This is a genomic window from Brachyspira hampsonii 30446, assembly GCF_000316195.1.
Classification (GTDB): Bacteria; Spirochaetota; Brachyspiria; order Brachyspirales; family Brachyspiraceae; genus Brachyspira; species Brachyspira hampsonii_C.
In genome coordinates, this window is the sequence record NZ_JH994111.1 from 515555 (window position 1) to 532920 (window position 17366).

General features: G+C 27.2%; 14 protein-coding genes. 6 read left to right on the forward strand and 8 right to left on the reverse strand.

The genetic code is table 11. The annotated features are described in order from the left end of the window. Positions 1–62: 62 nt before the first annotated feature. On the reverse strand, positions 63–947 hold the full coding sequence (locus tag A966_RS07155) for an Rpn family recombination-promoting nuclease/putative transposase (protein ID WP_176720000.1): 885 nt from the start codon (positions 945–947) through the stop codon (positions 63–65). A 1289-nt stretch (positions 948–2236) separates the two neighbouring features. Then, positions 2237–3424, reverse strand: coding sequence for a hypothetical protein (locus A966_RS07160; protein WP_008724073.1), 1188 nt, complete (start codon positions 3422–3424; stop codon positions 2237–2239). A 360-nt stretch (positions 3425–3784) separates the two neighbouring features. Between A966_RS07160 and A966_RS07165 the strand changes: the two genes are divergently transcribed. Beyond that, positions 3785–4636, forward strand: a complete 852-nt coding sequence (locus A966_RS07165; protein WP_008724076.1) for a D-glycero-alpha-D-manno-heptose-1,7-bisphosphate 7-phosphatase — start codon at positions 3785–3787, stop codon at positions 4634–4636. 36 nt (positions 4637–4672) lie between these two features. On the opposite strand, the gene A966_RS07170 is transcribed toward A966_RS07165, so the two are convergent. Then, positions 4673–7069 (reverse strand): chemotaxis protein CheA, encoded by a 2397-nt coding sequence (locus tag A966_RS07170; RefSeq protein ID WP_008724078.1) that lies wholly within the window; start codon positions 7067–7069, stop codon positions 4673–4675. 152 nt (positions 7070–7221) lie between these two features. Here A966_RS07170 and A966_RS07175 point away from each other — a divergent pair, with 152 nt between their 5' ends. The 3 genes from A966_RS07175 to A966_RS07185 are packed head-to-tail and all read left to right on the forward strand — an operon-like array spanning position 7222 to position 10207. Beyond that, positions 7222–8529 carry a UDP-glucose dehydrogenase family protein gene (locus A966_RS07175; protein WP_008724080.1) on the forward strand — a complete coding sequence of 436 codons (1308 nt, stop codon included), beginning with the start codon at positions 7222–7224 and terminating at the stop codon, positions 8527–8529. A gap of 3 nt (positions 8530–8532) precedes the next feature. Next, positions 8533–9051 carry a metallophosphoesterase family protein gene (locus A966_RS07180; RefSeq protein WP_008724083.1) on the forward strand — a complete coding sequence of 173 codons (519 nt, stop codon included), beginning with the start codon at positions 8533–8535 and terminating at the stop codon, positions 9049–9051. After that, on the forward strand, positions 9044–10207 hold the full coding sequence (locus A966_RS07185; protein ID WP_008724085.1) for a DUF6348 family protein: 1164 nt from the start codon (positions 9044–9046) through the stop codon (positions 10205–10207). The genes A966_RS07180 and A966_RS07185 overlap by 8 nt, the downstream gene beginning before the upstream one ends. Before the next feature lie 3 nt (positions 10208–10210). Here the strand turns inward: A966_RS07185 and A966_RS07190 are convergent, their stop codons facing one another. After that, positions 10211–12211: an FUSC family protein gene (locus A966_RS07190; RefSeq protein ID WP_039955598.1), complete on the reverse strand. Its 2001-nt coding sequence runs from the start codon at positions 12209–12211 to the stop codon at positions 10211–10213. 141 nt (positions 12212–12352) lie between these two features. Here A966_RS07190 and A966_RS07195 point away from each other — a divergent pair, with 141 nt between their 5' ends. Continuing rightward, positions 12353–12856, forward strand: a complete 504-nt coding sequence (locus tag A966_RS07195; RefSeq protein WP_008724089.1) for a hypothetical protein — start codon at positions 12353–12355, stop codon at positions 12854–12856. Positions 12857–12858: 2 nt separating this feature from the next. After that, on the forward strand, positions 12859–13272 hold the full coding sequence (locus A966_RS07200; protein WP_008724091.1) for an META domain-containing protein: 414 nt from the start codon (positions 12859–12861) through the stop codon (positions 13270–13272). 59 nt (positions 13273–13331) lie between these two features. Here the strand turns inward: A966_RS07200 and A966_RS13595 are convergent, their stop codons facing one another. From A966_RS13595 to A966_RS07215, 4 genes are all read right to left on the reverse strand, one after another. Next, positions 13332–13487 (reverse strand): hypothetical protein, encoded by a 156-nt coding sequence (locus A966_RS13595; RefSeq protein ID WP_008724093.1) that lies wholly within the window; start codon positions 13485–13487, stop codon positions 13332–13334. Between the two features lie 12 nt (positions 13488–13499). Continuing rightward, positions 13500–14522, reverse strand: coding sequence for a galactose/methyl galactoside ABC transporter permease MglC (gene mglC / locus A966_RS07205; protein WP_008724095.1), 1023 nt, complete (start codon positions 14520–14522; stop codon positions 13500–13502). A gap of 21 nt (positions 14523–14543) precedes the next feature. Next, positions 14544–16049, reverse strand: a complete 1506-nt coding sequence (gene mglA / locus A966_RS07210; protein ID WP_008724097.1) for a galactose/methyl galactoside ABC transporter ATP-binding protein MglA — start codon at positions 16047–16049, stop codon at positions 14544–14546. Between the two features lie 110 nt (positions 16050–16159). Beyond that, complete coding sequence (locus A966_RS07215) at positions 16160–17206, reverse strand: galactose ABC transporter substrate-binding protein (RefSeq protein ID WP_008724099.1); 1047 nt, start codon at positions 17204–17206, stop codon at positions 16160–16162. Positions 17207–17366 lie beyond the last annotated feature (160 nt).

A 17366-nucleotide genomic window follows, 5' to 3' on the forward strand; every position in this document is an offset into this window, starting at 1 on the left:
CCTTAATTTTTATTTTTATAAAAACTATTCTCTATAAGTATATAGATACTAATAATTTTTTGTTATAACTTTTCTACTTCCTCTATACTCAAACCTGTATTATTACTGATAAACTTAATATCTAAACCAGATTTTTTAAGACTTTTAGCTATGCTTAAAGCTTTATTTTTTTCACCCTTTTCTATACCTTGTTCTATTCCCTCTTTTATTCCTTCCTCTCTCTCCTTCTTTAACATTAAAGTTTGTCCATATAAAAAAGCATCTCTAGCATTATAAACTTCCATTTCTTTTTCACTTGATATAAATCTTTCATATTTATCTATTACTTTAGGCATGATATCATTGACCTCCTTTAATTTTTCTTTAACTTTATTTAAATCCTTAACTGTAAAAAACTCTATCCAAGATAATATCTTATTTCTCTTGATATCATCTATATTTGAATTATTAAGTACCTTTATAAATCTTGGTACTTCTATTATATGCATTTGCATCATATCTAATGATACCTGATGATTTTCAGTATCTATTAATTTAAAACATCTATGTGCCTTACCCTCATCATAAAAGTCCATATTAAAATTAACAAAATTAATACTTATTACCTGACTGATAATATCATAAGACTCATTTTCATTTAATTCACTAACAATATTTTTCGATATATAATAAAATATCCTTTTTACAAAGTCTATATTTCCAGATAATTGTATTTCTATAATAATTTTTTTATTGTCTTTAGTAATAGCTTTAACATCAAGAACAGATTCTTTAAGATTAATATTTTCAGGAAGATTATGAGGATTAATTATTTCTAAATTATGTACTTCTTGAAAGCCTGAATCTCTAAGAACGCAATTAACTATATTTTCAAGTATATCTTCATTTCCAATAGAGCCTAAAAGATAGCGTACAAAGTAATCATTCATTCTGTTAATATTTCTCATATAAAAATTATAACAAAAAGGATAATAAAAGTAAATAATAAACTATAAGTTATAAAAACTATATTAGACATGTTGCAATTTTGTATTTTTATACAGTTAAGATTAAAAATATATAATAGACTTGTTTCAAAACTACTTGACAAATAATTTTATGATTTTGTTATTTTATGCTAAATTATATAATATTAATTATTAAATAAATCATATGTTGTATATGTGGTATAATTTATTATTTTGACATATAAATATGCAGTCCTTCGCCGCAGGAGTACTTCGTATGCTTCTCGCCGCAGGCGGGCTGTGCCTGGGTCACACCGAGTAGGTGCCTAGACGGCAAAAGAAGTGGGGTTTTGCGAAGCCCCAACTATATCAAAAAAATACTAAATAAAAAACTATAAGTATTAATAAATTGAGTTTTGAAACAAGTCTAATATAAGTTTTATTTATAGTAATTTTATATATTATTTTTTGTTTTAAATGTATTGTAATTTTATCGTAATAAGATATAAAAATGCAGTCTTTCGCGAAGCATATCCGAGATTGTTCGAGGATATTGCTTCTCGCCTGCCAAAGGCACGCACAGCGAGGAGTACTTCGTATTGTGGTATCACCGAGTAGGTGACTTAACTATGCACGTAGAGCGTCGGTAAAAGAAGGTGGGCACGAATGTGTACTTCGTAGGTAAAGCTCCAATTATTAAAACTATAAATATTATTTTTAAATTTATTATATAATAGACTTGTTTCAAAACTACTTGACAAAAAATTTTATGAGTTTGTTATTTTATGCTAAATTATATAATATTAATTATTAAACAAATAGTATGTTTTATATGTGGTATAATTTATTATTTTAACATATAAATATGCAGTCCTTCGCCGCAGGCGTACTTCGTATACTTCTCGCCGTAGGCGTACTTCGTATGGGTCACCAAAAGAAGTGGGGGTGTGGGGGCTAGTCCACACAAATTATAAATAAAATTACTTTTGAAACAAGTCTAATAATGTTTGACATGTTTTATAAATTATTGTTTTAGTATATCAATATGCAGTCTTTTTGCTTCTTTGTGTCAACAAAAGAAGTGGGGTTTGGCACGACTGTGTGCTTCGCAGCAAAGCCCCAACTATAATAAAAAAAATATTAAATTAAAAAACTATAAATATTAAAAATTTGAGTTTTGAAACAAGTCTAATAATATCATTATATATAATTGCAACAGGTATAATGAATTTGAGGGGAGGAGACTCCTATAATAAAATTAAAAATATATTTTATAATTATTTATCAATTTAATTTATATACATTATTGGCATTATAAAACATACAAATACAGAAAATACTAAATATACATATATAAACATTAAATGTTTGTTATCTATGACTATATTTAAAGTATTATTATACTCTCTGTTTTGAAATGAGTTTATAAAAGATTTTATAGTATTTAAAGAAATTAATATTAAATGTATTAGAAATAGTATATTTAAAATGAGTAATGTTAATTTATTAGGAGTAAGTCCGTAATTTACTATTCTGTATATAGTTGCGGTTATAGTTAATATATCAAAGAGTAAAGCAAATATTGGCACTATAAGATACATTGCTTTTATGAATATATTTGATTTTTTATCCATTCTTGCAAACATCAAATTAATTATAGTTAATGATAAAATTATATTATACAATACATATACAAATCTATTATTATATGGTCTTGCTTCATAAGGCAGCATAAAAAACATCATTATAAATATAGAAAACAAGTTTATTACTAAAAAGAATCTTGAAATATAAATTGATATTACAGATTTGGTATTATTATATATGTAATATGATATAAATGGTATGAATCCGTATAAAAATATTATAGAACATATAACAAATTTTGCTATTGTAAATCCGATTCCTGTTGATGCTGAAAATAATTCCATTATAGAAAATCCAACTATAAAAAGAAGAGAAAATAATATACTCAAAATGGTGCTGCTTCCTGTATTAATTATTAAGAACCATATAAAAGTATCTGCAAATAAAGTAAAAAAGTCAGATATAGAATCAGTATCTGTTACATTAAATGAATTGTATGAAAGCATCATTATTACAAAGTATATTATATTAAAAAATATGAGTCTATTTATTAATATCTGAAAGTCTGTAGTATTTGCAGGTGGCATATAAACATAATTAAAGGATATATTAGAGAAAATTGCTATTAAAGATATAAATAAAAATGATAAAAATGTAATAAAAATAAGTTTTTTATTTAAATTATTTATATGAAAAATTACAGTAAAACAAAATAAATAAAGACTAATAAAAAAATGGATATTCAAAAATATTGGAAATATATAGCCTCTATCAATGTTTCGTAATGTAAGTATATAAACACATATAGGAATAGTTGATATTACTGGTATTAATATTTTTAAATAATTAAATTTTTTTATATTATTTTTTGCAGTTAAATTATCATTCATTTCATAATCTCCGTATTTTGCTTAAATAATAGACTTGTTTCAAAACTACTTGACAAGATTGTATATTAAATTTTTATAATTTATCAATTATAAAAATAATATTTTACATGTTGTATAAAATATAGTTTTAGTATATAAATATGCAGTCTTTCGCCGCAGGCGTACTTCGTATGGGTCACCAAAAGAAGTTGGGGTGTGGGGGCTAGTCCCCACAAAATTATAAAAAATTAGTTTTGAAACAAGTCTAATATATATCATAAATAAAAAAAATCAATTATAAATAATATAATGCTTTTTGTTGAAAAAAGTGTTTTTTTATATTAAACTTGGATAATTATAAATCATTTAGGATTTTGGATTATGTATAATGATATGGAAAATTATTTTTATGAGTTCTATAAAAAGTTGGAGAGAGATTCTATATTAATGTCATTAGATTTTAATACAGAGAATGAATTATCAGAAAACTTATATACTATAGATAAAAACTATAAAGTAATAAAAAATGATATAACAAATATTCTCTCAGGATATTCATTCAATAACAATTTATTAATTCATAATGGAAAATTATACAATAAATCAGAGATAAATGATAATAAAGAATATATAAATGAATTAATATATAATGCATTTAATAAAAATATATTGTACGCCATACCTTTATATTTGGCAGATGATACTAAAAAAATTAATAAGGCATTATTTTTGGATAGGGACGGTATATTAATGGAGGATGTAGGATATATAGGCACTATAGATAGAGTAAAAATAAAAAAAGAGTTTATTGATGTGGTAAAATATGCAAATGAGAAAGGATATATAACAATAGTAACAACCAATCAGGCAGGGGTATCATATAATTATTATACTAATGAAGATGTTAATAATGTTCATAAATATATTTACGATGAATATAAAAAGGGCAGTGCGATTATAGATGATTTTTATTATTGCCCTTATCATATTAAAGGACATGTAGAACCTTATAATATACTATCAGTATTGAGAAAACCAGAAGCAGGAATGCATTTGCTTGCTTCAAAAAAATATAATATAGATTTATATAATTCTTTTATGATAGGCGACAGAGACAGCGATATTATAAAAATACCTTATCTTAAAACTTTATTAATACAAACTGATGTTTATGAAATAGAAAATAAAAAAAATATAGTAAAAATAGATGATATATATAATATTATCAAATAGAAATCATAAAAATATTATTATCTATTTTAATCTAATTTATTGCGGTATTTCAGGTATTTCATTATTTTTCAATCTTTCAATAAAGCTTCTTAAGTCATTTTTACTATTTTGATTATTATTAACTTTTCCTCTTTCAATGATTCTCTTAGTACCAAGACTTACTATTGTCTGTATGTCCAAAATGAAGCTTACAGTACCATCACCCAAAACAGTAGCACCAGCCAAACCTTCGCTTTTTGTAATATTATCTTTAAGAGTTTTGATAACTATATCCTGTTCTCCTATTAGGTTATTAACAAGAAGTGCCACTTTTTTACCTTCAGAAGAAAGTATAACAGCATAGTAAGATTTTATATTGCTGTATCTTGAAGGAAGTCTGAATAATTCTTTGATGCTAAGTACATTAATAACATCATCTCTAACTTTAATAACTTCTATACCTTCCAATTCCTGAATATCTTTAACATCTATTTTTACAGTTTCTAATATACTGTTAATAGGAACTGCATAATATTCTTTTTCTGCATCAACTATAAGAGCCTGAATAATGGCAACAGTAAGAGGAATTCTTAAGAAGAAAGTAGAACCTTTTCCCCATTCTGTTTCTATACCCACAGTACCATTAATTTTTTCAAGACTTTTCTTAACAACATCCATACCAACACCACGGCCTGATACATTTGTAATTTTAGCAGCGGTAGAAAAACCCGGAGCAAATATATATTCAAGCATTTGTTTTTCAGATAGTTTAGCATCAGCAGAAACAAGTCCTTTTTTAACGGCACTTTCAAATATTTTCTGCGGTATCATTCCTTTACCATCATCAGATATTTTAATAATTATCAAGTTGCCTTCATGCGAAGCACCTAAAACAACAGTTCCTGTTCTAGGCTTACCTGCTTTTTCTCTGTCATCAGGATGTTCTATACCATGGTCCATTGCATTTCTGATAATATGTACTAATGGATCTACCAATACTTCAATAACAGATTTATCTAATTCTGTTTCTTCTCCGTACATTTCTAATTTTACTTCTTTACCTAAATCTCTTGATAAATCTCTTATAAGACGAGGGAATCTGTTGAAAGTCTGAGCTATAGGAAGCATTCTTATTTTCATTACAGTTTCCTGAAGTTCATTTGTTACCCTAGTAAGAAGCTGATAAGAGTTTCTGAATTTGTCTAATGTGTTTTTAAACTCTTCTTCCATTTTTACAATTTCAGTTAATCTATTATTAAATCCGTCAATGTAAGTATTCCTAATTTCTTTGGCTTCTTTTTTTTGCAAATGCTCTTCAAATTTTCTAAGTATCTGAACAATACTGTCTCTATAGTATCTTTTTACTTCATTTATGCCATTACCTATTATTTTTTGATATGAAGTAAGATCGTCATCATATTGTACATAAGAACTTTTGTTTGTTACAAGCTCTCCAACCTGATTCATCATGGCATCTATTCTGTCGCTTTCTACCCTTAAGAATGAACTTTGTCTTTCAATCTTATGCTCTTTTCCGCCTTTGGCAGCATCAGGTTTTTTTGCTGCATTTGGAGCAGGTGCAGCAGCTTCTTTAGTTTTTTCTGCTGCTTCTTTTTGTTTTTTCTCCTGAAGGAATTTTTCATATTCCTCTAATATAATCTCTTCAATAGATATTTCTTTAGTAACATCAGGCAATGTAATAGCATCTATTATAGTTTTATCTTCATTAATGGTAGCAAGTATATATGTAACATGTTCATAAAACTCATCTCCCTCCAAAGATTCTAAAGGAGGAATACTTCCCATTATTTCGCCTAAATCTTTCAAAGCAACGAATACCTGAACACCTCCAACTGTTCTCATAGGGCTTTCAGGATCAAAACTTACATGAACTAATTTAGTTTTTACACCTTCTTCAACATTATCTCTTATTATACCTAATAAATCATTATCATTTGGAAGAAGTTCATATTTATTAACTTTTTTTTCAGCTTCAGGAGATGATGTCTGAGGAGCAGAAGATGCAGCAGGCGAATCATTTGTAGGTGTAGAAGGGGCAGCCCCTAATTTCATATTTTTAAAATCTTCTAATTTTTTAATTTCAGCTTCTATATCTCCAGAATACTCACTTTCTTCGCTTGCCGTATTAATAAGGTCTTTTAATATATCTATACCTTTTAAAAGCACATCTATAGTAGCATCATCTACTTCTATTTTATTGTTTCTTATTAAATCTAATAAATCTTCAAATCTGTGGGCATATTTTTGAGTTTCAACTAGCTCTACAGCACCGGCACTTCCTTTTAAAGTATGAACCGCTCTGAATATTTCTTGTATGGCATCAACATTATCTCTTTCATTATCTAAAATAAGAATATTTTGTTCTAGTCTGTCAAGCATTTCAAATGCTTCTTCAAAGAAATCTTTAAGCAGACTTTTTATATAATCATCCATTTATACGCCCCGTAAAAATTTAAAATCTTATTATATATTATCGTAAAAAGTTAAAAATATCTATAGTAAATAATATTTTGCTTGAAAATATAATAATTTATTATATGATAAAAACAATTAAATGTCTACTTTTATTTTAAAGGAGTATAAAAATGAAAATATGTATAATAGGTACAGGTTATGTAGGACTTATTACAGGTGCATGTTTAGCTGAAATGGGAAATTATGTAATATGTGTAGATAATGATGAAGAAAAATTAAAAAAACTTAAAAATGGTATTACTCCTTTATATGAACCCGGTTTGGAAGAACTTATTATTGATAATGTTTCTGAGGGAAGATTAGAATTTACCAATGATTTAGATTATGCTGTAAAAAACTCTATTGCTTGTTTTATTGCTGTTGGAACTCCTTCAGGCGATGATGGAAGCTGCGATTTGAGTTTTGTACTATCTGTAGCTAATGATATCGGAAAATCTATGAACGGATATAAAGTTATAGTAGATAAATCAACCGTACCTGTTGGAACTCATAAATTAGTAGAAGATGAAATAAAAAAACATTACAGCGGAGAGTTTGATGTGGTTTCAAATCCAGAATTTTTAAAACAAGGTGCTGCTGTTGATGATTTTTTAAAACCTGACAGGGTAGTTATAGGTTCAAACTCTGAAAAAGCTATAGATATAATGAGAGATATTTATAATCCTTTTACAAGAACAGGAAATCCTATAATAATAATGGATGTTCGTTCTGCTGAGATGACTAAATATGCTGCTAATGCTTTTTTGGCCACTAAAATATCATTTGCTAATGAAATTGCTAATATATGTGAAAAAGTAGGTGCTAATGCCGATTTAGTTAGAATTGGTATGTCAAGTGATAAGAGAATAGGAAATCAGTTTTTATTTCATGGTTTGGGATACGGTGGGAGTTGTTTTCCAAAAGATGTACAGGCTTTGATAAAAACAGCATCTGATTATGGTATAGACTCTGATTTGCTTAAAGCTGCATATCAAGTTAATGTTAATCAAAGGAAGATTTTTGTCAATAAGATTTTAAAACATTATAATAATGATATTAAAGGCAAAACATTTGCTTTATGGGGATTGGCATTTAAGCCTAGAACTAATGATATGAGAGAAGCCCCATCTATCACTATAATAAATATGCTTTTAGATGCGGGTGCTAGTATTAGGGCTTATGACCCTAAGGCTTTTGATAATGCTAAAGCTATATTTGGAGATAAAATATATTATGCTGAAAACTCTTATGATGCTTTGAAAGGTTCTGATGCTTTGATTTTAGTTACAGAATGGAACGAGTTTAGAAGACCTAATTTTGATAAAATAAAAGAGCTTTTAAAAGAGCCTATTATATTTGATGGAAGAAATCAGTATGATAAAAAAAGAATGGAGGAAAGAGGTATTAAATACATATCATTAGGTGTTGCAGATAATTAATATATGATATATTTTATTTCAGATACTCACTTTTTTTATATGCCTTCAAGCAGAAAAAATGTATTTGATGATTATCAAGATATGCATAATTATTTAATAAATAAATGGAATGAAAAAATAAGTAAAGAAGATGATGTATATATAGTAGGCGATTTTTCCAATGATAGAGGATATTTAAAAACTGCGGAGTTATTAAAATTATTAAATGGTAATAAATACCTTATAAAAGGTAATAATGATAAATTTTTAAATAATAATAAATTTGATAGAAATCTATTTAAATTTATTAAAGACTATTATATTTTAGATATAAAAAATTACAGCAGTATTATTAAAAAAATAGTTTTATTCCATTATCCTATATTGGAATGGGAGGGCTATTATAATAATACTATGCTGATACATGGACATTGGCATAAAGATAAAAAATATCATAATTTAGCATTCAATATTGCATGTGATATTCATAATTTCAGCCCATTGTCTATTAATGAAATATTAAAAATGGTGCTAAATGAATAATCATAAAGATATACTATTAAATAGGCTTCATACTACTATAGAGCATCAAAACGAAATAGAAAATGACTGCATTAAATTTTTGAGTTATGATATTACTATTGAGCCTAAAATAGTGCAGCTTGAAAAGAAAAAAAGTATATTATGCACAATATATTTTTATGTTAAAGCTCCTCTTTTTGATAATGTTTTTTTTGAATCTTCTTCTAGCATAGCTTCTGATGAGTATAAGGCAATAGAGTTATCTTCTGATAATTTTGTGTATTGTGCTTTGCATGGTATATTGGATTTTCTTTCAGGCATACATCATCATGATATAGAAACTTCAATATTAGGTAATAAAAAGATTTTTACAGTATGCGAAAGTCCTATATTAGGTCTTGGAAATATAGATGACAAAGAAGATTTTTATAATGATTATATTGGCTTTGATGATAAAAACGGATATTCTAGTTTTTTATGGAATTGCATATGTAAAGAAGTTCCTTTTATACTTTCAAATAATAGAGTAAGTTTTATAAAGACTTATGCTGCCAAAATGCCTAATGATGACATTATAGTAGAGTGTACGATAAATAATATTCAAAATAAAACATTAGAAAACTGTGTTCAAAATGAGATTATTAAATGGGATAATAATGGAGAGTTCTTTTCTATAAAGCAGTTTTTCTTCATACTTCAGTCGGATACTACATATATAAAATATCCATATACAAAGGAAGAAATTGAGTATTTTGTTATGGAATATGTATTAGAATTTGAAAAATGCGGTTTTAATTATGATAACTTTATTAAAAATATAAAAAATTTAATATCTGATAATAATATAATAGAAGAAATGATAAATTTTGTACCTGAAATATGTGCGGAATATGCTTTTAAAGATGCTGTTTTTAATGATAGGGTAGATGTTAATATAGGAAATAATCATTATAATGTATTGAAAACACAATTTACAAGCTATGGATATATTGAAGATTCTTTGATAGACGGATTTTCAAATAAAATTTTTAAAAAAGAAAGTTTTAATGAATTAGTTCATATCAGCAATTCTTATCATATAATATATGAGGCTATGCAAAACGATAATGATATACAAATGAATGATATATTTGTTTCTGTTACTTTTAATTTCTCTAATGATTATAAGTTTATATAAAAATTATAATATATTATCTATATTGTTTTTGATTGAATCGTTAATAGAGTTTATGCTGTCAAAACAATTTTCTAATCTGTAAAATATATATGAATCTGTTTTTATAATATTTTTCTTTTTTTCTTCGCTGTTATAATCATTAATTTCATTTTTAAATAATTTAGCAGTGTTTTCTAAAGTATTTGAAATATTTTCAATGAATATTAGTATATTATTTTTATCTTCAGGTCTATTATATTTTTTCATAAGATGTATTAATTGTTCTGCCTCAACTATAAATTTTCTATTGCTTTCTATTAAAGAGTCTGTTATAGGAGTCCCTTTATATCTTGTTTGGTTTTTTTCATGTATTATAATATTGTTTTTTATCATGTATGCTTTTAATAGTATTTCATATAGATACTGAGATGTAGTTTCATTATTTATAGCCTTTCTCATTTGATTTATTATTATAGTATCTATTTCTATAAGTTCGCTTATTTTATCTACCATGCCTTTATGACTTTCAGTTCTTATAATAAAATGGTCAAATACCCATACAATAGAAAGAGCCATTATTATAAATCCTAGTCTTGATGAAGCTGACATCAATTTCGGCATATACGGAAATGATGATATTAATGCTGAAATTGTACCGTATATTTTTTTTAAAAAGTCATTAATAGATGCAAGGGATAATATAAAGCATACCCCTATAGCAGGAATAATCATATCATAAGGTATATACTTGAAAAAAACTGAGAATATAAATACTCCTATAAAGTTTCCTAATACATTTATTTTTAAATTATGTTTCTGTTCCTCATAAAATGGATAGAGCATTATATATGATAAAATAGGAAGCCAATAACCTCTTATTGCTATTTCTTCCGGTAAAAAATATCTAATAGTAAATGATATGCACATTATGATTCCCATTTTTAGGGAGAATCTAAAATGGCATTTATTGATATTGAACTCTTTCTTTAATCTTATAAATTTTAAATTAAATAATTTTGTTATTTCAAATTCATCTTTTTTATTTTCAAACATATTAGATAATATATTTTTCAATTTAGATATAGTATATATCCATTCATAATTACTTTTTTCATCACTTAAAAAATAATTATCATTAAAATAATTTATAGCACTAATTATACTATTGTATTCTTCTTCATGCTTTGATATATCTTTTTTTAATAAATTAGATATTCTATCTAAAATTTTTGAAAGCATCATAAAATATTCTGAATCATTATCTGTAAAATTAATAATATTCTGATGTTCTTTATCTATTAATAAATTTATTTCTTCCAAAAATAAAACAAGCTGAAAATGATTAATATTTCTATTATTCATAGTATTATGTCTTTTTAATGTATCTACATATATGGCAGTAGTATATTCATTTATAATAGGAAATAAATCATCTTTTTTATTTAACGAGCATGTTTTATTATATAATGATGATATTTTTTTATTTATGGTTTCTATTGTTCTGCAAGCCAAATTATTAGATAATTTATGTTTAGTTAAAAATTTATTTATTACTAAGAATATAAATATTATGAGTAAAGCTGTTAGTATAGCTTCCATTCTTAAGTGTATATATGATATAGGTATGTTATATGCCTGCAAAATAACATAAGTAAAGCCGTATATAAAGTAATTTCTAGGTACAAAATCATCTGAAAGCAAATATACTATAGAAAACGGCACTATAAAATTAAGTGATATAGTAAGGAATAAATTTTGTTCTGCTATGGTAGCCAAAAGCCCTAATAAAAGTATTCTAAAAGATACAGCAGGAAAACTCTCTATTGTAAAACTTTGACGCATTAAAGCACATATAAATATAGAAATTACACCTATTGTTGAATTCTCTCTTCCAAATAGATTAGTTGACAATATCATTATAAAAAGTCCCACTAATACACTAGGTAAAAAATCTAAGACTCTTTTTAGAAATGCAATTAATATTTCTTTTTGTTTTTGATAAAATAGTTTATTTTTTAAAAACATTGGGATTAATTTGTATTTTTTTATTATATTTATATAATAAGACTATATTACAAATAAAAAATAGTCAATAAAGAATTATATAATTTTTTATTATTGCCGATATTTTAAAATTAGATATATTAATTTTAGGGGGATTAAATTATGCCGCCGGTAATCATAGAACATGAAGAATACCCTTCTGTAGTAGTTATAGAATATAACAGCATATACAGAAATGAATTACAAAATTTTATACATAATATAAAAATAAAAGATAATAAAGAAGAAGTTTTTGTTGAGCCTTATTTTAATAAAATCCTTTATACGAATAATACCAATATAGGGCTTCTTACTATAGATGGAAGAATAAATGGATATTATTATATAAATAAAGAGGGTGTATTGAAATATATATATATGAATTACCCATATAGAAGAAATGGTTTTGCTAAGCTTCTTTTAACACATGCAATCAAAGCTAATCCTAATATACAATTTGAGAAGAATGCTAATCAAGCCTATACTAGACTTATAAGTTCTCCTATATTTGAAGATATACTTAAAGGCAACTCTTCAGGAGCATTTGATAATAATTCAGGCTCAATGGATACATTTGAAGATCTTAGCGGCGGCGGAAGTAAAGAAGGGGAGCTTACTCTATTTTAATTTTGAAAAGATTTTTATATTTAAACATTATATTAGTGATATTCTTATTTATATCATGTGCTCATAATATGGTTTCTATATCTGAAGATCCCATAATAGAAGAAAAAATTAAGGTTTATCATCTTATAAGTATGCATCCCGCTTCAAATATTACCATAAGTATAGATGATGGAAAAATCTATGGAAAATCTGCTATAAATGATTACTATGCAAATTGTACAATTAATGGAGAGTTGATTTCAATAGATATGATAAAAACTACAAGAAAAACGGATACAGTAGAAAAAAGAAGAATAGAGGGAGATTATATTTCTATACTTCAAACAGCATACTCATTCAAAGTAGAAGGAAATAAACTTATAATATATACAAGATTTATAGATGAACCTCTTGTTTATGAAGAAATAGAAGATTAAATGAAATAAAAATTAAAAAGGCTGTACTTAAAAATATTAATAAGTACAGCCTTTTCTATTTAACGATATATTAAACTAGCAATATACCTTATAAACTCAGCAACTAAAAATATCATTACTATGAAACCCAAGAATATCCAAGATTTCAAAGTTCTTTTTTTAGTTTCCTTTTTATTAAATTCTCTCCTAAAAGGATCGTTATTATCATATTCCATAATAAAACCCTATCACACTTTTTTCAAATATTTTTGCGTATCAACTGCAACAGCTGCAATTATGATAGCACCCTTAATTATGTACTGCATATATGGAGAAATACCAACGAATGTCATACCATAGTTAATAACTTGGAATATTAAAACCCCAGATACAATACCTAAGATAGAGCCTATACCTCCAGAGAATGAAACTCCTCCAACTACACAAGCAGCAATAGCATCAAGCTCATAACCATTACCCAAATTGTTAGTAGCAGAACCAACACGGGCAACCTCTAATGAACCAGCTATACCATATAAAGCACCAGCCATAGTATAAACTATCATAAGAGTAAGAGGAATATTTACACCGCTTACAGCAGCAGCTTCAGGGTTTCCTCCCACAGCAAATATATTTTTACCTAATTTGGTTTTATTCCATATTACCCACATAATTGCGGTTATTATGACAGCAAATATAATTAGGTATGAAATAGTATAGTTTCCTATTTTTATACCTCCCAAAGCAAGATTAGTAAATCTAGGATCAAGTCCTCCGATAGGCTGAGCACCATAAGGAGGTCTGTCAAAATAAGTACTAGTTACACCATAAAGTATAAGCTGCATACCTAAAGTAGCAATAAATGGAGTTACATAAAGTTTAGAAATGATAAAACCATTTATAAATCCGAATACCATAAGTATAAGCATAACTAAAAGTATAGGAAGTATAACCGGAAGCATAGGTAAATCCGGATACATTCTAGTAGGGTTAGAAGGAGATTGTAAAAGTGAAGCACTTACAACCGCAGCAAGCCCTACAGCTCTTCCTGCTCCTAAGTCATTACCTTGAGTTACAAGAAGTGTGCCTACTCCTACAGCTATTATCATACGAGTAGAAGCCTGAGCAAATATATTTAAGAAATTACTCAATTTGAAGAAACTAGGGTCTTTAATGATAATACCTATAAGTATTAAGAGTAATGCTGCAAATATAGCATTGTTTAATATAAATGATTTAATATTTTTAATGTTTATTTTATTAGTGTCCATAATCCGTCCTTTCGATTAAAATTATAAATATTTAGCAGACAATGCCATAATTTCTTCCTGATTAGTATTTTTAGTTTCAACTATACCAGCAACTCTTCCATTACTCATAACCATGATTCTGTCAGTTATTCCAAGCAATTCCGGCATCTCCGAACTTACAACTATTACAGCTTTTCCAACAGTAGCCAAATCAATAATAAGTCTGTATATATCATATTTAGCACCCACATCAATACCTCTTGTAGGTTCATCAAGCATAAGAATATCAGGTTTGCTTAAAAGCCATCTTCCTAATATAACTTTTTGCTGATTTCCTCCGGATAATGACTGTATAGCTGTTTTTTCAGAAGGGGTCTTTACCTGCATACTGTCTATAACCCATTTAGTATCTTCATGCATTTTTTTATTGTCCAAAAATCCAAATTTATTTTTGTAACTGTCTATATTTGCTATAGTAGAATTAAAATTGATGGACAGCATACCGAATATGCCTGTTTGTCTTCTCTCTTCAGTAACTAAAGCAAAGCCATTTTTTATAGCTTTTCTTGTAGAAGAATTATTAACTTCATGATTCATTTTTACAACATGTCCTGAAGACAAAGTACGCATGCCGAATATACTTTCTAATACTTCAGTCCTTTTTGCTCCTACAAGTCCTGCAATACCAAATACCTCGCCTTTTCTTACATTGAAATTAACTTCTTTAAGGGAAGGCTGATAAAATGCAGTAAAATCTTTTATTTCTAATATATCCTCTCCCGGAACATTTGTTTTTTCAGGGAAACGATTAGTTAAATCTCTTCCTACCATCTGCTTAATAATCATATCGGTAGTTAATTCTTTAGCAGGAGTAGTGGCAACATATTTACCATCTCTCATTATAGTAACTTCATCAGAGATTTGCAGTATTTCTTCCATTTTATGTGATATGTAAATCATACCTACGCCTCTGCTTTGAAGTTTTCTAATGATTTTAAATAATTTAGCAACTTCTTTTTCTGTAAGAGAACTTGTAGGCTCATCTAATACCAATATTTTGGAATTATACGAAACTGCTTTTGCTATCTCCACCATCTGCATTTCTGATACAGATAATGTAGATACTTTTGTTCTGGGATCCAGAGGTATTTCTAAATCATCAAAAATAGCCTTAGTATCATCATACATCTTCTTTTCGTCAATAATAACACCATATTTGGTAGGATATTTTCCAAGCCATATATTATCCTGTATATTTCTTTGCCTAACTTGATTAAGTTCTTGGTGCACCATGGCTACACCATTATTTAAAGCTTGTTTAGGAGATATAAAGTTAATTTCTTTACCATCTAAGAATATATGTCCTGAATCTTTACGATAAATACCAAATAAACATTTCATCAAAGTAGATTTTCCGGCTCCGTTTTCTCCCATAAGAGCAACTACTTCTCCTTCTCTTACAGTGAGCTTAACATCATCTAATGCCTTAACACCCGGAAAAGACTTTGAAATACCTTTCATTTCAAGAACAATTTTTTTATTATCCATATTTATAAAACCTTTATTTTCAAACTCTGCTAATACAATACTATATAGATAATTAACAAACAGGGATATTAAAAATATATTAATATCCCTGTTTTATAGCAAATTAATTATTATTTATAAGCTTCTTCAGCAACATTTATATTATCTTTAGTTATAGGTACATAAGGAACGCGAACTGCTTTAACTTCGTCTAAAGTCCAAGTAGTACCATCTAATGGATCTTTTCCAGCAGCAACATTTAAAGTAATGTCAACTAAAGCCTGAGATTGTCCAACTGGGTCATTAAGAACAGAACCTACTACAGTTCCTTTTTTGATTTCATTGATCATATCAGGAATAGCATCAACACCAACTATAGGTATAAATTTAGTATTATCACCTTCTTTATTATATCCTAAAGCCTGTATAGATTGTAAAGCACCTAAAGCCATAGCATCATTGTTACAGAAAATATATTCAAGTTTATCACCATATTTTTGTATCCAAGCATCTACTATATCTTTAGCTTTTGCAGTATCCCACATAGCTGTTTGTTCTTCTAATCTTTCTACTTGAAGACCATTGTTAGTAATATATAAAGTAACATGGCTAGTTCTAGCTTCAGCATCTGGGTGTCCTGGTTCGCCTTTTAATAAAGCATATTGTATAATACCGTCGCCATTTTTATCCCAAGCAGGATTATTTTTCCAAGTATCTACAACTATTTTTCCTTGCATATCGCCTGATTCTTCAGGAGTAGTACCTACATACCAAGTTTTATCATAACTAGCCATAGCTTCAGCACTAGGCTGTTTGTTAAAGAATACTACAGGTATATTTTTAGTTTTAGCTTTATCTATGATAGTTTGAGCTGCCTGAGGGTCTACCAAGTTAATAGCTAATGCTTTTGAATCTTTTTGAAGCATAACATCAACTTGGTCATTTTGCTGAGCTTGGTTATTTTGTGAGTCATTGATTATTAAATTAGCTTTTCCGCTGATTCTGCTTTCAATGTTTCTTCTGTAGAAAGACATAAAGTTATCATCATAACGATAAATTGTTACTCCGATAGTTGGTCCGTCAGTAGTTGTGGAAGAAGAAGCTCCGCCGCCGCAAGATACTACAAAAAGTGCAGACATTATAAATAATGCTGCCATAACTATAAGTGACTTTTTCATATTAGAAAACTCCTTAAATTAATTAATATTCTCTATTAATTAGTATATAAATTTATTTTCTTAAATCAAGTAAAATCAGATCTTTTGATTTTTGATATTTATATAAGCTTCAATTTATGATTTAGTGTTATGATAGTTTAAAATTTTTGATTTTTATTTG